18 protein-coding genes and 1 other RNA gene are annotated in these 17185 nt (G+C 59.1%); 15 read left to right on the forward strand and 4 right to left on the reverse strand.

Translation table 11 applies throughout. From position 1 onward, the window contains the following. The first annotated feature begins 9 nt into the window (after positions 1-9). From rpsI to KW837_RS24950, 6 genes are all read left to right on the forward strand, one after another. The gene (rpsI, locus tag KW837_RS24925; RefSeq protein WP_002555064.1) at positions 10-402 is read left to right on the forward strand and encodes a 30S ribosomal protein S9; all 393 of its coding nucleotides are present in this window, start codon (positions 10-12) and stop codon (positions 400-402) included. A gap of 267 nt (positions 403-669) precedes the next feature. Then, complete coding sequence (petA, locus tag KW837_RS24930) at positions 670-1263, forward strand: ubiquinol-cytochrome c reductase iron-sulfur subunit (RefSeq protein WP_007905300.1); 594 nt, start codon at positions 670-672, stop codon at positions 1261-1263. Continuing rightward, positions 1263-2474 carry a cytochrome bc complex cytochrome b subunit gene (locus KW837_RS24935; RefSeq protein WP_030129766.1) on the forward strand — a complete coding sequence of 404 codons (1212 nt, stop codon included), beginning with the start codon at positions 1263-1265 and terminating at the stop codon, positions 2472-2474. The genes petA and KW837_RS24935 overlap by 1 nt, the downstream gene beginning before the upstream one ends. After that, the gene (locus KW837_RS24940; RefSeq protein ID WP_008072119.1) at positions 2474-3256 is read left to right on the forward strand and encodes a cytochrome c1; all 783 of its coding nucleotides are present in this window, start codon (positions 2474-2476) and stop codon (positions 3254-3256) included. The genes KW837_RS24935 and KW837_RS24940 overlap by 1 nt, the downstream gene beginning before the upstream one ends. 150 nt (positions 3257-3406) lie before the next feature. Next, positions 3407-4024 carry a glutathione S-transferase N-terminal domain-containing protein gene (locus tag KW837_RS24945; protein ID WP_007905304.1) on the forward strand — a complete coding sequence of 206 codons (618 nt, stop codon included), beginning with the start codon at positions 3407-3409 and terminating at the stop codon, positions 4022-4024. Between the two features lie 16 nt (positions 4025-4040). Beyond that, positions 4041-4454, forward strand: a complete 414-nt coding sequence (locus tag KW837_RS24950) for a ClpXP protease specificity-enhancing factor (RefSeq protein WP_008004998.1) — start codon at positions 4041-4043, stop codon at positions 4452-4454. A gap of 84 nt (positions 4455-4538) precedes the next feature. Here the strand turns inward: KW837_RS24950 and KW837_RS24955 are convergent, their stop codons facing one another. The 4 genes from KW837_RS24955 to KW837_RS24970 all read right to left on the reverse strand — a co-directional run bounded on the left by KW837_RS24955 (position 4539) and on the right by KW837_RS24970 (position 7985). After that, on the reverse strand, positions 4539-5117 hold the full coding sequence (locus tag KW837_RS24955) for a BON domain-containing protein (RefSeq protein ID WP_008072118.1): 579 nt from the start codon (positions 5115-5117) through the stop codon (positions 4539-4541). Beyond that, the gene (locus KW837_RS24960) at positions 5114-5707 is read right to left on the reverse strand and encodes a phosphoheptose isomerase (RefSeq protein ID WP_007904374.1); all 594 of its coding nucleotides are present in this window, start codon (positions 5705-5707) and stop codon (positions 5114-5116) included. Before KW837_RS24960 ends, KW837_RS24955 begins: the two co-directional genes overlap by 4 nt. Before the next feature lie 104 nt (positions 5708-5811). After that, positions 5812-6174 (reverse strand): YraN family protein, encoded by a 363-nt coding sequence (locus KW837_RS24965; protein ID WP_007904371.1) that lies wholly within the window; start codon positions 6172-6174, stop codon positions 5812-5814. Then, on the reverse strand, positions 6174-7985 hold the full coding sequence (locus KW837_RS24970) for a penicillin-binding protein activator (protein ID WP_192345500.1): 1812 nt from the start codon (positions 7983-7985) through the stop codon (positions 6174-6176). Before KW837_RS24970 ends, KW837_RS24965 begins: the two co-directional genes overlap by 1 nt. Positions 7986-8195: 210 nt before the next feature. Here KW837_RS24970 and rsmI point away from each other — a divergent pair, with 210 nt between their 5' ends. The 9 genes from rsmI (at position 8196) to mraY (ending at position 17183) form a co-directional block, all read left to right on the forward strand. Next, positions 8196-9068, forward strand: a complete 873-nt coding sequence (gene rsmI / locus KW837_RS24975; protein ID WP_218398916.1) for a 16S rRNA (cytidine(1402)-2'-O)-methyltransferase — start codon at positions 8196-8198, stop codon at positions 9066-9068. A gap of 74 nt (positions 9069-9142) precedes the next feature. Beyond that, positions 9143-9496, forward strand: an RNA gene (rnpB, locus tag KW837_RS24980) — RNase P RNA component class A. Between the two features lie 353 nt (positions 9497-9849). Then, positions 9850-10305 (forward strand): division/cell wall cluster transcriptional repressor MraZ, encoded by a 456-nt coding sequence (mraZ, locus tag KW837_RS24985; protein ID WP_008147486.1) that lies wholly within the window; start codon positions 9850-9852, stop codon positions 10303-10305. Continuing rightward, entirely contained in the window at positions 10302-11249 is a 948-nt protein-coding gene (gene rsmH / locus KW837_RS24990; protein ID WP_008072115.1) for a 16S rRNA (cytosine(1402)-N(4))-methyltransferase RsmH, read from the forward strand. The genes mraZ and rsmH overlap by 4 nt, the downstream gene beginning before the upstream one ends. After that, positions 11246-11539, forward strand: coding sequence for a cell division protein FtsL (gene ftsL, locus KW837_RS24995; protein ID WP_032830409.1), 294 nt, complete (start codon positions 11246-11248; stop codon positions 11537-11539). The genes rsmH and ftsL overlap by 4 nt, the downstream gene beginning before the upstream one ends. Next, entirely contained in the window at positions 11539-13278 is a 1740-nt protein-coding gene (locus KW837_RS25000; RefSeq protein ID WP_177319036.1) for a penicillin-binding protein 2, read from the forward strand. Before ftsL ends, KW837_RS25000 begins: the two co-directional genes overlap by 1 nt. Next, positions 13278-14741 (forward strand): UDP-N-acetylmuramoyl-L-alanyl-D-glutamate--2,6-diaminopimelate ligase, encoded by a 1464-nt coding sequence (locus KW837_RS25005; RefSeq protein WP_218398917.1) that lies wholly within the window; start codon positions 13278-13280, stop codon positions 14739-14741. The genes KW837_RS25000 and KW837_RS25005 overlap by 1 nt, the downstream gene beginning before the upstream one ends. Next, positions 14734-16101, forward strand: a complete 1368-nt coding sequence (murF, locus tag KW837_RS25010) for a UDP-N-acetylmuramoyl-tripeptide--D-alanyl-D-alanine ligase (protein ID WP_218398918.1) — start codon at positions 14734-14736, stop codon at positions 16099-16101. Before KW837_RS25005 ends, murF begins: the two co-directional genes overlap by 8 nt. Beyond that, complete coding sequence (gene mraY, locus KW837_RS25015) at positions 16101-17183, forward strand: phospho-N-acetylmuramoyl-pentapeptide-transferase (protein WP_007904350.1); 1083 nt, start codon at positions 16101-16103, stop codon at positions 17181-17183. Before murF ends, mraY begins: the two co-directional genes overlap by 1 nt. Positions 17184-17185 lie beyond the last annotated feature (2 nt).

Genomic DNA, 17185 nt, shown 5'->3' on the forward strand with positions numbered 1-17185 from the left:
TAGTTCATTATGTCGGCGACTCAAAATTACGGCACTGGCCGTCGCAAGACCGCAACCGCACGCGTTTTCCTGCGTCCGGGTACTGGTAACATCTCCATCAACAACCGTTCGCTGGATAATTTCTTCGGCCGCGAAACTGCCCGCATGGTAGTTCGTCAGCCGCTGGAATTGACTGAGACTGTCGAGAAGTTCGACATCTACGTCACCGTGATCGGCGGTGGTGTAAGTGGTCAAGCTGGCGCAATCCGCCACGGTATCACTCGCGCACTGATGCAGTACGACGAAACCCTGCGTGGCGCTCTGCGCAAAGCTGGCTTCGTTACTCGCGATGCTCGTGAAGTTGAACGTAAGAAAGTTGGTCTGCGTAAAGCGCGTAAGCGTCCGCAGTACTCGAAGCGTTAATTCGCTTTCGCGTTCAAAAAGAACGCCCAGTTTCCTCGCGAAGCTGGGCGTTTTTTTATGGGCGCGATTTATCGAGGAATTGCGCTGTGACAACTTGCCACATCCGCAGAAGCCCTATACTGCAAGGCTTGGCAGTGAAGCCCCTCGGTAATTACCTTGTCAGGATTGGGGCTTTTCATTACCATTCGGCAAAATTTTTATAAGTTCAGATTTTTACTTAGTAGACGCCTGATTTAACAGGCCACAAAGCTGATGGGAGAGGACTGAATGAGCAATGACGGCGTGAATGCAGGCCGGCGTCGCTTCTTGGTAGCAGCCACATCCGTGGTGGGTGCTGCAGGAGCGGTGGGGGCTGCGGTCCCGTTCGTGGGGTCATGGTTTCCCAGTGCCAAGGCGAAAGCCGCAGGTGCACCGGTGAAAGTGAATGTCAGCAAAATCGAGCCAGGTCAGCAAATGATTGCTGAGTGGCGCGGCCAGCCGGTGTTCATTGTCCGCCGTACCGAGGAAATCCTGGGGAATCTGAAAAAGATCGAGGGCCAGCTGTCTGACCCGACCTCCAAGAACTCGACGCAACCGACCTATGTCGACCCGGAGACGCGTTCGATCAAGCCAGAAGTTCTGCTGCTGATCGGTATCTGCACGCACCTGGGTTGCTCTCCGACTTTCCGTCCAGAAGTGGCACCTGCAGACTTGGGCAAGGATTGGGTAGGGGGTTATTTCTGCCCTTGCCACGGTTCTCACTACGATTTGGCTGGCCGCGTCTACAAGTCGCAACCTGCGCCTTTGAACCTGCCAGTTCCCCCGCATTCCTATGAGACCGATGACATCATTGTCATTGGCGTCGATACGGAGAAAGCGTGATGAGCAAGTTCATGGATTGGGTTGATGCGCGCTTCCCTGCGACCAAAATGTGGGAAGACCATCTCAGCAAGTACTACGCCCCGAAGAACTTCAACTTCTTCTATTTCTTTGGCTCCCTGGCACTGCTCGTTCTGGTCAACCAGATCGTTACCGGTGTCTGGCTGACCATGAGTTACACCCCGTCGGCAGAAGAAGCGTTTGCTTCCGTCGAATACATCATGCGCGACGTCGAGTACGGCTCGATCCTGCGTCTGCTGCACTCCACTGGCGCTTCGGCGTTTTTCATCGTGGTCTATCTGCACATGTTCCGTGGCCTGCTTTACGGTTCGTACCAGAAGCCGCGTGAGCTGGTGTGGGTGTTCGGCATGCTGATCTACCTGGCGTTGATGGCTGAGGCCTTCATGGGTTATCTGCTGCCGTGGGGCCAGATGTCCTACTGGGGTGCCCAGGTGATCATCTCGCTGTTCGGCGCGATCCCTGTCATCGGTAACGACCTGACCCAGTGGATTCGTGGTGACTACCTGATTTCCGGTATTACCCTGAACCGCTTCTTCGCCTTGCATGTGGTTGCCCTGCCGATCGTGATCCTCGGTCTGGTGGTGGTGCATATTCTGGCGCTGCACGAAGTCGGTTCGAACAATCCGGATGGCGTCGACATCAAGAAGCACAAAGACGAAAACGGCGTACCGCTGGACGGCATTGCCTTCCACCCGTACTACACCGTGAAAGATATCGTCGGCGTGGTGGTGTTCCTGTTCATCTTCTGCTCGATCGTGTTCTTCTTCCCTGAAATGGGCGGCTACTTCCTCGAGAAGCCGAACTTTGAAGTGGCGAACGCCTTCAAGACCCCTGAGCACATCGCTCCGGTCTGGTACTTCACACCGTTCTACGCGATTCTGCGGGCGGTTCCGGACAAGCTCCTGGGCGTAATCGCCATGGGCGCGGCCATCGCTGTGCTGTTCGTCCTGCCATGGCTGGATCGCAGCCCGGTCAAGTCGATGCGCTACAAAGGCTGGCTGAGCAAGATCTGGCTTTGGGTGTTCTGCATCTCGTTCGTGATCCTGGGTGTGTTGGGTGTTCTGGCGCCAACGCCAGGCCGTACGTTGCTGTCGCAGGTATGTACCTTCCTGTACTTCGCCTACTTCATTCTGATGCCGTTCTACACCAGGCTCGAGAAGACCAAACCGGTTCCGGAAAGGGTGACTGGCTGATGAAAAAGCTATTTGCTGTACTGATTCTTGCGGCGATGCCTGTACTGTCCTTTGCGGCCGAACACGGTGGTCCTGAGCTTGAGAAGGTCGACATCGACGTTTCCGACAAGGCTGCCATGCAGGACGGCGCACGTACGTTCGCCAACTATTGCATGGGCTGCCACAGCGCGAAGTTCCAGCGCTACGAGCGTGTCGCCGATGACCTGGGCATTCCTCACGAGTTGATGCTTGAGAAGCTGGTGTTCACCGGCGCCAAGATTGGCGATCACATGAACATCGGCATGCAGCCGGCTGACGCCAAGACCTGGTTCGGTGCGGCGCCGCCCGACCTGACGCTGGTGGCTCGTGTTCGTGGCACCGACTGGCTCTACGGCTATCTGCGTTCGTTCTATGAAGACCCGTCACGTCCATGGGGCGTGAACAACAAGGTGTTCCCGAACGTCGGCATGCCTAACGTTCTGGTCGGCCTGCAGGGTCGTCAAGTGGTAGGCTGTAAACAAGTTCAAGTCGTCGAAGACGGCAAGAAGCAATACGATCCGCTGACTGGCACCGCTTTGACCCATGAAGCCTGCGATCAACTGACTGTATTGCCGAAAACCGGCACGCTGAACGAAGAGCAGTTCGACGAGAAGGTCAAGAATCTGGTGACCTTCCTGGCCTACTCGGCCAACCCGGTGAAGCTGCAGCATCAGCGCATCGGTACCTATGTGTTGCTGTACCTGGCGTTCTTCTTCGTATTCGCTTACTTGCTCAAGCGTGAATACTGGAAAGACGTCCATTGATAAAGCTGTAAGCCATTGCTGTTAATCGCGCGCGCCCAGGGGCGTCTCTGAAGGTGTAACGAGTCTGGTGATCCAGGCGTTACGGGAGGCGCCCTCTGGGCGCGCGTGTTTTTCCGTTTCCGATAATTTCAACAAGCGAGGAGGACCGCCATGGGCGTGACCAATCGGTTGGCCTGTTACTCCGACCCCGCCGACCACTATTCCCACCGAGTGCGCATCGTACTTGCAGAGAAGGGTGTCAGCGCCGAGATCATTTACGTGGAAGCTGGTCGCCAGCCGCCTAAACTGATTGAGGTGAACCCTTACGGAAGCCTGCCCACCCTGGTCGATCGTGACCTGGCGTTGTGGGAGTCGACCGTGGTGATGGAATATCTGGATGAGCGTTACCCGCACCCGCCACTACTGCCGGTTTATCCTGTGGCGCGTGCCAACAGCCGTCTGCTGATTCATCGCATTCAGCGTGACTGGTGTGGCCTGGTGGATCTGATTCTGGATTCGCGGACCAAGGAAGCAGCCCGTGTCGTGGCTCGTAAAGAGCTGCGCGAAAGCCTGACAGGCGTGTCGCCGTTGTTTGCCGACAAGCCGTTTTTCCTCAGTGAGGAACAAAGTCTGGTGGATTGCTGCCTATTGCCAATACTCTGGCGATTGCCGATTCTGGGTATTGAACTGCCGCGGCCTGCCAAGCCGCTGCTTGATTATATGGAGCGCTCGTTTGCGCGTGAGGCTTTCCAGGCGAGTCTGTCTGGTGTCGAACGCGATATGCGCTAAGGCTTAAGGAGCCGCTATGAACTCCAGTCGACCTTATCTGGTCCGCGCGCTCTACGAGTGGATTGTGGACAACGATTGCACCCCGCACATGCTGGTTAATTCCGAGTATCCATCGGTGCAGGTGCCTCAGGGTTTTGCCAGTGACGGACAGATTGTCCTGAACGTTTCCCCGGCGGCCGTGCGTCATCTGCACATGGACAACGAGGCAGTCAGTTTCGAGGGGCGCTTTGGTGGCGTGCCGCACACCCTGTACGTGCCTATCGCATCGATCCTGGGTATTTACGCCCGGGAGAACGGTCAGGGCATGGTGTTCGATATGGAATCGCCTCTGGAAGACGAGGAAGAGATCGAGCCGGATGATGATGTTCCGCCACCCGACAGTGAGCCGCCGCGTCCCAGCGGTCGACCGAGTTTGAAGGTGGTGAAGTAATAAAAAAGGCGATCCGAATGGATCGCCTTTTTTATTACTTCACCACTTTCAAACCGTAGGCTTCTACCAGCGCTTACAGTCGCGTCAGTCGATGTACTCAAACAACTTCACGATCTTCTGCACGCCGGAAACGCCTTGTACCAAATTGGTTGCCTGAGCCGCTTCCTGCTTGGTCAGCAGACCCAGCAAGTAGACGATGCCGTTTTCGGTCACAACCTTGATGCGCGAACCCGGGATGGAGGCATCGGTAAGCATCTGGGTCTTGATCTTGGTGGTCAGCCAGGTGTCGTTCTGACGCGCCAGCAGCGAGGACGGTTGCAGCACTTGTAGCTCGTTGTGCACCTTCTTCACGCGCTGCACGGAGGCGGCAACCTGTTCGGCCTTGGCCTTGAGGTCGGCACGAGGGGTTTGCCCGGCGAGCAGCACCACGCCGTTGAAGCTGGTGACGACGATGTGCGAGTTGTTGTCCAGGTCCGGATCGGCCTTGGCGATGTTTACACCGGCCTTGGTTTCGATCAGGGAGTCGTCGATCTTGCTGCCGAAGGTGCGGGTGCCGCGGTCATCATCGATCGGCGCTTCACGGCTGGCGTTAACCACCGAGGTGCAGCCGCTGATGCCAAGGCACAGGGTCAAGGCCAGAAGGCCTAGGCGATTAGGGGTCATTCTTCACTCCCGAACAGTTGGCTGTCGATCAGATCGCAAAGGCAATGGATCGCCAGCAGGTGGACTTCCTGAATACGTGCGGTAACGTTGGCCGGTACGCGAATCTCGACGTCCTCAGGCAATAGCAGTGACGCCATGCCGCCGCCATCACGACCGGTCAATGCTACGACAATCATTTCGCGATCATGTGCGGCCTGGATCGCTTGAATTATGTTTGCCGAGTTGCCGCTGGTGGAAATCGCCAGCAAAACATCACCCGGCTGACCGAGGGCGCGGATCTGTTTGGAGAAGATTTCGTTGTAGCTGTAATCGTTGGCGATCGAGGTGATCGTCGAGCTGTCGGTGGTCAGCGCGATGGCGGGCAGGCTCGGGCGCTCGCGTTCGAAGCGGTTGAGCAGCTCGGAGGAGAAGTGCTGTGCGTCACCGGCGGAACCGCCGTTGCCGCAGGACAGCATTTTGCCCTCGTTGAGCAGGGCGTTGACCATGACCTGGCTGGCTTGCTCGATGTGCGGTGCAAGTACGTCCATCGCCTGTTGCTTGGTGTCGATACTGGCCTGAAAAAGCTGGCGAATTCGCGATTGCATGTCCATCTGTGTGACCTTAATTAGCGCGGCTACTCGGCACATGAATGTGCAGCCCGCAAAGCAAAGAGCAAAAGTGTTGGGTGAAGGTGTCCGGTTCGGGACGCAAGCGATCAGCTGTCGAAGGCATTCTGCAACCAGTTCAACTGATCAAGGTTGCTGTCGATGGCAACCACGTCGAAGCGGCAGGGGGAATTGGCCCAACGCGACTCGCGCTGAAGAAAATACTGCGCGGCAAAAATCAGTTTCTGCCGTTTGCGCCCATCGATGCTATCGAGCGCACCACCCCATTGGGTGTTTTTTCTATAGCGTACTTCGACGAATACTACTGTATCGCCATCAAGCATGACCAGATCAAGCTCGCCGCGTTTACACAACCAGTTCTGCGCCAGCAGGCGCAGACCTTGTTGCTGAAGATGCTCGAGCGCATGACGCTCGGCATCTTTACCGCTTTGCTGGCGTGACCTGTCAGGCATCAGCGCGAGGTGTCCGGCAGGCGTTGAACCTGACCGTTGATGAACTCTGCCCATGGCAACTGACGCTCGACCCGTTGACTCTGAGTCATGCCCAGGCTGCCCGATTGACCCTGGATGCGGCTATCCGGCAAGGCCTTGAGTTGCCCCAGGCGCGGTGCCAGGCGATAGGCGTCAACGCCCATCGCGTACAGACGGCCCAGGCTACCGCCGGCTTGTGGCCATTGTGCAGTGACCTGTTTGCGCAGCGGGTCATTGGCATCCAGTAACCATGGGGTTTCGCAGAAGCGAATACCGTTCATGTCGTTGTACTGGTTCTGATCGCCACTGGCGCTGAATACGTGGGAGGTGGCGTAAACCGGCACATCACCCGCGTACTGGAAGTTCAGGGTCGGTTTGATCTGTTGAGCCTGTTGCGGCGTCGCGGCCAGGAAGATGAACTCGATGTCCTGACGACGCGAAGGTTGTGCGGCAACCTGCGAGCCAACGGTGCTTTGCAGGCTCTTGGCACGGCCTTCGCTCTGGCGCAGCTGGAACATGTCGGCAATCTGCTGGGCCAGTTGTACCGGCTGGTCGACGCGCTCGGTAGCGACAATGCTGCCACCGTTGGCTTGCCAATCCTGGCTGAACGCCTTGTAGACGCGGTCGCCCCATTCGCCTTTCGGCACCATGATCGCGGCGCGATGCAGGCCATCGGCGCGTGCACGGCGAGACACTTCGCGGGCTTCGTCTTCAGCGGCAAGACCGAACTGGAACAGTTGGGCCGGACCTTGTGCGCCTTCGCTGTAGTTCAGGGCCAGGGTAGTGATCGGCAGTTGCGGGCGGGCGCTGAGCTGTTTGACCAGCGGCTTCTCCAGCGGACCGACTACCAGTTGCACGCCATCGGCCTGGGCCTTGCGATAGAACTCGTCGAGGGACGTCAGGCGCGAGCTGTCATAGAACTCGATGGCTGGTGGCTTCTGCCCGGCTTGTTGCGCCTGGTAGTGCGCAGCCATGAAGCCTTCACGTAGCGCTTTGCCAACCGAACCCAGTGGGCCGTCTTGCGGAAGCAGCAGGGCGATCTTGCTCAGGGGCTGGCTGGCCAGCTCCTTGAGTTTGGTCAGTGGCAGCGGCAGCTGGATGGCAGCCGGGTGTTTTGGATTCTGCTCGCGCCAGTTGTCGATCGCGGCTTGCTGCTGCTCCAGGGTGCCGGCCGTTTTCACCACCAGCGCCAGACGGATCCAGCCGCCGAGGTCATCGTCGGTGGTCGGCTGCAATTGATCGGTCGGCAGCGAAGCGATCAGGGTCCAGATCGCTTCGTGGTTTTTGCTGGCTGCTTCACCTTCAAGCATCGGCGCAATAAAGATGCGCTCCCGTGCGGCGGCCAGGGTCTGGCCGTCGGCCTCAAGGGCGCGGGCATGAACGGTGCCGGTGCGAACCTGTTGTTCGACGGGCAGTTCGCTCAGGCGTTGCAGGCTCGGATGGCTCAGGGCAGTCAGCGCTGCTTTGGGCTGATTGCGGACCATGGCCAGTTCAGCCGCCAGGGTGCTGGCGAAGACTTGTTGGCCAGGCTTGAGTTGTTCCACCGGCACCTGTTGCAGGATTTGCGCGGACTGGCCGGCATTGCCCTGGCGATAAGCCAGGTCTGCCGCGCTCAAGCGCAATAGAGCGGCTTTTTCCGGATCTTTGCTTCGAGTGGCCTGTTCGAGCAGTTGCTCGATACTGGCGTCCGGGGTCCGTGGAAGTTCGCCAAGGCTGGAAGAGGGCGAGCTGGCGCAAGCCGCCAGCAAGGCAGCGAGGCAGAGGGCAGTGAACAGCCGCAGGCAAGCGATCATGTAGTGTTCCTGATACTCGATCAAATTAGCGTGGAATTGTACCCAAGCGCTGGCCGGGGCGCGATGTTACTGGCGTGAATCGATCAATTTAGCTCGTACAAATGTTGCAGTACTGCACATAACGCTGGAAAACCCGCGGAGGGTGAAGCGTATCGCAAGCGCCGCTACGCGCTACAATGTCGCCTTTTTACCGATCATGAGGTGTGCGCTTTGACTGCTCCAGGTGCTTTGAATTCCGCTGCTGGCTCGCTTTATGTGGTGGCGACGCCCATCGGCAACCTGGACGACATCAGTGCGCGTGCGCTGAAGATCCTGCGTGAGGTCGCCTTGATCGCGGCCGAAGACACTCGCCATTCCCAGCGATTGATGCAGCATTTCGGTATTCCCACGCCGCTGGCGGCCTGTCATGAGCACAACGAGCGTGAGGAGGGTAACCGCTTTATCACGCGTCTGCTGGCGGGCGACGATGTGGCGTTGATTTCCGACGCCGGGACGCCGCTGATTTCCGATCCGGGTTATCACCTGGTGCGTCAGGCTCGTGCCGCAGGAATCAATGTGGTGCCGGTGCCGGGGGCGTGCGCCTTGATTGCGGCATTGTCGGCCGCGGGCCTGCCGTCCGATCGTTTCATCTTCGAAGGGTTTTTGCCGGCCAAGGCTGTCGGCCGACGGGCTCGTCTGGAGCTGGTAAAAGAAGAGCCGCGCACGCTGATTTTCTATGAAGCACCGCACCGCATTCTCGAGTGCCTGCAAGACATGGAGCTGGTATTCGGCGCCGAGCGTCCGGCGTTGCTGGCGCGTGAACTGACCAAGACCTTCGAAACCCTTAAAGGCTTGCCGCTGGCCGAGTTGCGCGAGTTCGTCGAATCGGACAGCAATCAGCAGCGTGGCGAGTGTGTTGTGCTGGTGGCGGGCTGGGCTGCCCCTGAGACCGAAGGCGCTGTCAGCAGTGAAGCCATGCGTATCCTCAATCTGCTGCTCGAAGAGATGCCGCTCAAGCGTGCGGCGGCATTGGCGGCGCAAATTACCGGCGAACGCAAGAATGTGCTCTATCAGGTCGCGCTGGATAAACAGAAGGGCGAGTAAAACCGATGTGCAGCGCCGGCCAGAGGCTTTTAGCGCTTGTTCTTCGGCCGCTCTGCCGTTAATCTTCGCGGCGGAGAGTCGATCGGACAGTCGCTGCCCTCTATGAAAATTAGGGGGGGGAGGAAAGTCCGGGCTCCATAGGGCGAAGTGCCAGGTAATGCCTGGGAGGCGTGAGCCTACGGAAAGTGCCACAGAAAATAACCGCCTAAGCGCTTCGGCGCCGGTAAGGGTGAAAAGGTGCGGTAAGAGCGCACCGCACGTCTGGCAACAGTTCGTGGCTAGGTAAACCCCACTTGGAGCAAGACCAAATAGGGTCCCAAGGCGTGGCCCGCGCTGGGACCGGGTAGGTTGCTAAAGATGTCCAGTGATGGCCATCGTAGACGAATGACTGTTCAAGACAGAACCCGGCTTACAGATCGACTCTCCACCTTTTTTCCTCTCTGCCGGATCATTGGCAGCGATGTGCGTAATGGCAATTTCCCTCCCTGCTGAATCAATAGCAGAAGCGCTTTTGTAATACCGAAAAAATCTTACTCTTAACAAACTACTTTAACTTCTGAGCGCAGCCTTCTGTGCTGATTCAAGTTATCGAGCGAATTCATCCGTCAGATTCTCGTTAACCCTCCTTTTACGCTCCTAAATCTCCGTTCTGTAAGGCTTTTCCTTTAATCCGCGCCTTGACGGTGTGGTGGGCGCATTCCTATAGTGTGCGCAAGTGGCGGAAAGTGGCATGAAGTGGGTTTTTTGAGCGTAAAACGCTAATATTTGGAGAAACGCTGACGTGTTTCGCGGAGCTAACGCTATCAGTCTCGATGCAAAGGGCCGTCTCGCAATGCCGAGCCGGTACCGTGACGAGCTGGTTTCGCGTAGTTCCGGTCAATTAATCGTCACCATCGATGCCGTTGATCCGTGTTTGTGTGTTTATCCCCTCGATGAGTGGGAAATTATCGAAACCAAACTGCGCGCACTGCCTTCGCTTCGCGAAGAGAACCGCCGCCTGCAACGTTTACTGATTGGTAATGCCGTCGACCTCGAGCTCGATGGCAGTGGTCGTTTTCTGGTTCCGCCACGTCTTCGCGAATATGCCAAGTTGGATAAGCGCGCAATGTTGGTAGGCCAACTGAACAAGTTCCAATTGTGGGACGAGGATGCCTGGGATGCGGTTTCTGCCGCTGACCTGGCTGCTATTCAACAACCGGGCGCCATGCCTGATGAACTGCGTGATTTAATCCTGTGACTATTGATAGCGGCTTTAACCACATCACCGTACTGCTTGACGAAGCCGTCGAGGCTCTCGCCGTACGTCCTGATGGCTGCTATCTGGACGGTACGTTCGGACGTGGCGGGCACAGTCGGTTGATCCTCAGCCAGCTCGGGCCTGATGGCCGGTTGCTCGGATTCGACAAAGATCCTCAAGCGATTGCCACCGGGCAAACGCTAGCGGCCGAAGACGGCCGCTTTGTCGTTGTGCAGCGCAGCTTTGCCGAGCTCGGTTCGGAAGTCGCCGAACGCGGTCTGGCCGGCAAGGTCAGCGGTGTTCTGCTCGACCTCGGCGTATCCTCGCCACAACTCGACGACCCGGAGCGCGGGTTCAGCTTCCTCAACGACGGTCCGTTGGACATGCGCATGGACCCGTCCCGCGGGATCAGCGCCGCCGAGTTCGTCAACACCGCGCCGGTGGAAGAAATCGCCCGGGTGTTCAAGCAATACGGTGAAGAGCGTTTCTCCGGTCGCATGGCGCGTGCCGTGGCTGAGCGTCGCGACATCAAGCCGTTCGAGCGCACTGGCGATCTGGCTGAAGTGCTGAAAGTCGCCAACCCGGCATGGGAAAAGGGCAAGAACCCGGCCACCCGTGCATTCCAGGGCCTGCGTATTCACGTCAACAACGAATTGGGCGATCTGGAAGCCGGCCTCGAAGCGGCGCTGGAATGCCTGGAAGTGGGCGGGCGTCTGGTTGTCATCAGCTTTCACTCGCTGGAAGACCGCATCGTCAAACTCTTCATGCGCAAACTGGTGAAAGGCGAAGCCGACAACCTGCCGCGCAACCTGCCGGTCCGTCACGTCGCTTTCGAACCGGTAATCAAAATCCATGGCAAAGCGCAGACCGCCTCGGAGGCCGAACTCAAAGCCAACCCACGTTCCCGTAGTGCCGTCATGCGTGTCGCGGAGAAGCTGCGGTGAGCAAGCTTTTCGCCAAGCCACTTCCCGGCGGAAGCTTTTTCATGCTGCTGTTGTTTGCCGGCGTGCTTGTGTCGGCTATAGGCGTGTCCTATAGCGCGCACTGGAACCGTCAGTTGCTCAATTCGCTGTACGGCGAATTGAGCGTGCGCGACAAGGCGCAGGCGGAGTGGGGCCGGTTGATTCTCGAACAGAGCACCTGGACTGCCCACAGTCGAATCGAAGTCCTGGCCACCGAGCAACTGAAGATGCGCATTCCCGGCGCCGCTGAAGTGCAGATGGTGGCGCCATGATGAAACTCGAAGGCGCACTCTTTCCATGGCGGTTCCGTCTGGTGGTCGGGTTGCTCGGCATCATGGTGGCCGCGATTGCCTGGCGTATCATCGATTTGCAAGTGGTCGACCGTGCCTTCCTTAAAGGTCAGGGCGATGCGCGCAGTGTTCGTCATATTCCAATTCCGGCTCACCGTGGTCTGATCACCGACCGTAACGGCGAGCCGTTGGCCGTGAGTACCCCGGTCACCACCCTGTGGGCCAACGCCAAGGAAATGCAAACGGCCAAAGAGAAGTGGCCGGCACTGGCGGCTGCCTTGGGGCAGGACCCGAAAGCCCTGGCCGAACGTCTCGAAGCCCAGGCCAACAAAGAATTCATTTATCTGGTGCGCGGGCTGACCCCCGAGCAGGGCCAGGCTGTGCTCGATCTGAAAGTGCCGGGCGTTTATGGCATCGAAGAGTTCCGGCGTTTCTACCCGGCCGGCGAAGTCACCGCCCACATGGTCGGCTTCACCGACATCGATGACCACGGGCGCGAAGGCGTCGAGCTGGCCTACGACGAATGGCTGGCCGGCGTGCCCGGCAAGCGGCAGGTGATCAAGGACCGGCGCGGCCGGCTGATCAAAGATGTCCAGGTCACCAAAAACGCCAAGGCCGGCAAGCCCTTGGCGTTGTCCATTGACCTGCGTCTGCAATATCTGGCCAACCGCGAGCTGCGCAACGCGATCATCGAGAACGGCGCCAAGGCTGGCAGCCTGGTAATCATGGACGTGAAGACCGGCGAGATCCTCGCCATGGTCAACCAGCCGACCTACAACCCGAATAACCGTCGCAATCTGCAACCGGCGATGATGCGCAACCGCGCGATGATCGACGTGTTCGAACCGGGTTCGACCATGAAGGCGATCTCCATGAGCGCCGCGATTGAAACCGGGCGCTGGAAGCCGACCGATACGGTTGAGGTGTATCCAGGCACCTTGCAGATTGGTAAGTACACCATCAAGGACGTATCGAAGAGTGAAGGCCCGGTGCTCGACCTGACCGGTATCCTGATCAATTCCAGTAACGTCGGCATGAGTAAGGTCGCGTTCGATATCGGCGGCGAAACGATTTTCCGCCTGGCGCAGAAAGTCGGCCTCGGCCAGGACACCGGGCTCGGTTTCCCGGGCGAGCGCGTCGGCAACCTGCCGAACTACCGCGAATGGCGCAAGGCTGAAACCGCCACGCTGTCCTACGGCTACGGTATTTCCGTGACCGCGATCCAGTTGGTCCACGCCTTCTCGGCCCTGGCCAACAATGGTCGCCTTGCGCCGCTGACCCTGATCAAAACCGACAAGGCGCCGCAAACCACCCAGGTATTGCCGGAAGCCGTCGCGAAAACCATGCAAACCATGCTGCAACAAGTGATCGAAGCCCCGCGCGGTGTATTCCGTGCGCAAGTGCCGGCGTATCACGTGGGCGGCAAGTCGGGTACCGCGCGTAAAACGTCGGTCGGTACCAAGGGCTACGCCGAGAATTCCTACCGCTCGCTGTTCGCCGGCTTCGGCCCGATGAGCGATCCGCGTTACGCAATCGTGGTGGTGATCGATGAACCGACCAAGGCTGGTTACTTCGGTGGTCTGGTATCGGCGCCGGTGTTCAGCAAAGTGATGTCCGGGACCCTGCGCCTGATGAACATCACCCCGGACAACCTGCCTGCCACTCAACAAGCGAACGCCGCACCGGTCGTTCCGCTGAAAGCTAATGGAGGGCGCGGCTGATGTCGCTGAGCCTGAACAAGATTTTCGCCCACGCCGGCCGCGATCTGTTGATCCGCGAATTGGCGCTGGACAGCCGCAACGTACGAGCAGGCGATCTGTTTCTCGCGGTTCCTGGTGGCAAGTTCGACGGGCGTGCGCACATCGCCGATGCCTTGCAACGCGGCGCTGCTGCCGTGGCTTATGAAGTCGAAGGCGCGACTGTGCTGCCGATCACCGACGTGCCGTTGATTCCGGTCAAAGGCCTGGCGGCGCAGCTGTCGGACATCGCCGGGCGCTTTTACGGCGACCCGAGCCGTCATTTGAACCTGATCGGCGTGACCGGCACCAACGGTAAAACCAGCGTGACCCAATTGGTTGCTCAGGCGCTCGACCTGCTGGGGCAGCACTGCGGCATTGTCGGCACCCTGGGCTCCGGTTTCTACGGCGCGCTGGAAAGCGGTCTGCACACCACGCCAAACCCGATTGCGGTGCAAGCGACCCTCGCCGACCTGAAAAAAGCCGGCGCCAAAGCCGTGGCCATGGAAGTCTCTTCCCACGGCCTGGATCAGGGCCGCGTGAGCGCGTTGGCCTTCGATGTGGCGGTGATGACCAACCTGTCGCGCGACCATCTGGATTACCACGGCACCATGCGGGCCTATGGCGAAACCAAGGCCAAGTTGTTTGCCTGGAATGATCTGAAGTGCCGGGTAGTCAACCTGGACGACGATTTCGGTCGGCAACTGGCTGCCGATAAAGGCGAGTCGCGACTGATCACTTACAGCCTGGAAGATTCCAGCGCCTACCTGTACTGCCGCCAAGCGCAGTTCGACGACGAAGGCGTGCGTGCCACGCTGGTCACGCCGCAAGGCGAGCACCATTTGCGCAGCACCTTGCTCGGCCGTTTCAACCTGAGCAACGTGTTGGCCGCGATCGGCGCCTTGCTCGGGCTGGACTACGCGCTGGACGAAATCCTCAAAGTGCTGCCAAAACTCGAAGGTCCGGCCGGTCGCATGCAGCGCCTGGGTGGCGGTACTCAGCCATTGGTGGTGGTCGATTACGCCCACACACCGGATGCGCTGGAAAAAGTCTTGATGGCCCTGCGTCCACACGCCAAAGGCCGGTTGCTGTGCCTGTTCGGTTGCGGCGGTGATCGCGATCGCGGCAAGCGTCCGCTGATGGCGGAAGTGGTCGAGCGTCTGGCCGATGGCGTACTGGTCACCGATGACAATCCGCGCACCGAAGACCCAACAGTGATTTTCGACGACATCCGCGCCGGTTTCACCGCAGTGGATAAAGTTGCCTTCGTCGCCGGCCGTGGCCAGGCGATTGCCCAATTGATCGCCAGCGCTTCGGCGGATGACGTGATTGTCCTGGCCGGTAAAGGTCACGAGGACTATCAGGAAATCAACGGCGAGCGCCATGCTTTCTCCGATCTGGTCGAGGCCGATCACGCCCTGACCGCGTGGGAGGTGGCCCATGCTTAAAGCCTTGAAACTGAGCGAACTGACCAGTGCATTGAATGGCCGTCTGATTGCCAGCGACGCCAGCTTCGACGGCGTCAGCATCGACAGCCGCGCAATCAAGCCCGGCCAGTTGTTTATTGCTCTGGCCGGCCCGCGTTTCGATGGCCATGACTACCTCAATGACGTTGCTGCCAAAGGCTCCGTGGGTGCCCTGGTCGAGCGCGAAGTGGCCGACAGCGCGCTGCCGCAACTGCTGGTCAAGGACACCCGCCAGGCCCTCGGACAACTGGGCGCGATGAACCGTGCGGCATTCACTCAACCGGTCGTGGCCATCACCGGTTCCAGCGGCAAGACCACGGTCAAGGAAATGCTCGCGAGCATCCTGCGCACGCGCGGTCCTGTGTTGGCGACCCGTGGCAACTTGAACAATGACCTGGGCGCTCCGCTGACCCTGCTCGAACTGGCACCGGAACACACCGCTGCCGTGATCGAACTCGGCGCTTCGCGGCTCGGCGAGATTGCCTACACCGTCGGCATGACCAAGCCGCACGTGGCTGTCATCAACAACGCCGGGACCGCCCACGTCGGCGAATTCGGCGGGCCGGAAAAAATCGTTGAAGCCAAGGGTGAGATTCTCGAAGGGCTGGATGCCGATGGCGTCGCCGTGCTGAATCTCGACGACAAGGCTTTTGAAATCTGGAAAACCCGAGCCGCCGGTCGCAAAGTGCTGACGTTTGCCCTGAGCAACATCAGCGCCGACTTCTACGCCAGCGATCTGGACCGCGATGCCCGCGGTTGCCCGGCGTTCAACCTGCACAGCCCTGAAGGTGTGGAACGGGTTCAGCTCAACCTGCTCGGCACCCATAACGTCGCCAATGCCATGGCCGCCACTGCTGCAGCCCATGCCTTGGGCGTGTCGCTGTCCGGCATCGCCACCGGTCTCGGCGCAGTGCAACCGGTCAAGGGCCGCACCGTCGCGCAACTGGCAACTAACGGTATGCGCGTGATCGATGACACGTACAACGCAAACCCCACCTCCATGTGCGCCGCCGTTGATATACTCGCCGGCTTTTCCGGTCGCACCGTTTTGGTGCTCGGAGATATCGGCGAGTTGGGCGATTGGGCGGAGCAGGGGCACCGTGATGTGGGCGAGTACGCCCGCGGCAAGGTTTCCGCGCTTTACGCGGTCGGGCCAATGATGACCCACGCCGTAAACGCTTTCGGCGAGCAGGCTTTTCACTTCAGCACTCAGGCTGAGCTGATCAAGGCCCTGGAAGCCGAGCAGGACCCAAACACCACCATTTTGATCAAGGGCTCGCGCAGCGCCGCGATGGAAAACATCGTCGCCGCTTTGTGCGGGACCCGTCTGGAGAAACATTAATGCTGCTGCTGCTAGCGGAGTATCTGCAACAGTTCTACAAAGGCTTCGCGGTCTTTCAGTACCTGACCCTGCGCGGGATTCTCGGTGTGCTGACCGCGCTGGTCTTGTCGCTGTGCTATGGCCCGTGGATGATCCGCACTTTGCAGAACCGTCAGATCGGTCAATCCGTTCGCAACGACGGCCCGCAATCGCACCTGTCCAAATCCGGCACCCCGACCATGGGCGGCGCGCTGATTCTTTCGTCCATCGGTGTCAGCACCTTGCTTTGGGCCGACCTGGCCAACCGTTACGTTTGGGTGGTGTTGTTGGTCACCCTGCTGTTCGGTGCCATCGGCTGGGTAGACGACTACCGCAAAGTCATCGAGAAAAACTCCCGTGGCCTTCCGAGCCGCTGGAAGTATTTCTGGCAGTCGGTGTTCGGCCTGGGCGCGGCGATCTTCCTTTATATGACTGCCGCGACGCCGGTAGAAACCACCCTGATCCTGCCGATGCTCAAGGACTACAGCATTCCGCTGGGCGCGGGGTTCATCGTCCTGACCTATTTCGTGATTGTCGGCTCGAGCAACGCGGTCAACCTGACCGACGGCCTCGACGGTCTGGCGATCATGCCTACCGTGATGGTCGGCGGCGGTTTGGGGATCTTCTGCTACCTGTCGGGTAACGTGAAATTCGCTGAATACCTGCTGATTCCTTATGTACCGGGCGCGGGTGAGTTGATTGTGTTCTGCGGCGCGCTGATCGGTGCGGGCCTGGGGTTCCTGTGGTTCAACACCTATCCGGCCCAAGTGTTCATGGGCGACGTCGGCGCACTGGCGCTGGGCGCGGCTTTGGGCACCATCGCAGTGATCGTCCGTCAGGAAATCGTCCTGTTCATCATGGGCGGCGTGTTCGTGATGGAGACCCTGTCAGTCGTCATTCAGGTTGCCTCCTTTAAGTTGACCGGTCGCCGTGTGTTTCGCATGGCACCGATACACCACCACTTTGAACTCAAGGGCTGGCCCGAGCCGCGCGTGATCGTCCGTTTCTGGATCATCACCGTGATTCTGGTACTGGTCGGCCTTGCCACCCTGAAGCTGAGGTAGAA

This window comes from Pseudomonas sp. PDM24 (genome assembly GCF_019218905.1).
In the GTDB taxonomy this organism is placed as follows: domain Bacteria; phylum Pseudomonadota; class Gammaproteobacteria; order Pseudomonadales; family Pseudomonadaceae; genus Aquipseudomonas.

Bases quoted from the DNA above. Each gene is read 5' to 3' on its own strand.
- KW837_RS25005 (WP_218398917.1), top strand. From the start codon at position 13,278: ATGTCGCTGAGCCTGAACAAGATTTTCGCCCACGCCGGCCGCGATCTG.
- KW837_RS24940 (WP_008072119.1), top strand. From the start codon at position 2,474: ATGAAAAAGCTATTTGCTGTACTGATTCTTGCGGCGATGCCTGTACTG.
- murF (WP_218398918.1), top strand. From the start codon at position 14,734: ATGCTTAAAGCCTTGAAACTGAGCGAACTGACCAGTGCATTGAATGGC.
- KW837_RS24945 (WP_007905304.1), top strand. From the start codon at position 3,407: ATGGGCGTGACCAATCGGTTGGCCTGTTACTCCGACCCCGCCGACCAC.
- KW837_RS24960 (WP_007904374.1), bottom strand. From the start codon at position 5,707: ATGGACATGCAATCGCGAATTCGCCAGCTTTTTCAGGCCAGTATCGAC.
- KW837_RS24955 (WP_008072118.1), bottom strand. From the start codon at position 5,117: ATGACCCCTAATCGCCTAGGCCTTCTGGCCTTGACCCTGTGCCTTGGC.
- petA (WP_007905300.1), top strand. From the start codon at position 670: ATGAGCAATGACGGCGTGAATGCAGGCCGGCGTCGCTTCTTGGTAGCA.
- KW837_RS24950 (WP_008004998.1), top strand. From the start codon at position 4,041: ATGAACTCCAGTCGACCTTATCTGGTCCGCGCGCTCTACGAGTGGATT.
- rpsI (WP_002555064.1), top strand. From the start codon at position 10: ATGTCGGCGACTCAAAATTACGGCACTGGCCGTCGCAAGACCGCAACC.
- KW837_RS24965 (WP_007904371.1), bottom strand. From the start codon at position 6,174: ATGCCTGACAGGTCACGCCAGCAAAGCGGTAAAGATGCCGAGCGTCAT.
- KW837_RS24970 (WP_192345500.1), bottom strand. From the start codon at position 7,985: ATGATCGCTTGCCTGCGGCTGTTCACTGCCCTCTGCCTCGCTGCCTTG.
- mraY (WP_007904350.1), top strand. From the start codon at position 16,101: ATGCTGCTGCTGCTAGCGGAGTATCTGCAACAGTTCTACAAAGGCTTC.
- KW837_RS25000 (WP_177319036.1), top strand. From the start codon at position 11,539: ATGAAACTCGAAGGCGCACTCTTTCCATGGCGGTTCCGTCTGGTGGTC.
- KW837_RS24935 (WP_030129766.1), top strand. From the start codon at position 1,263: ATGAGCAAGTTCATGGATTGGGTTGATGCGCGCTTCCCTGCGACCAAA.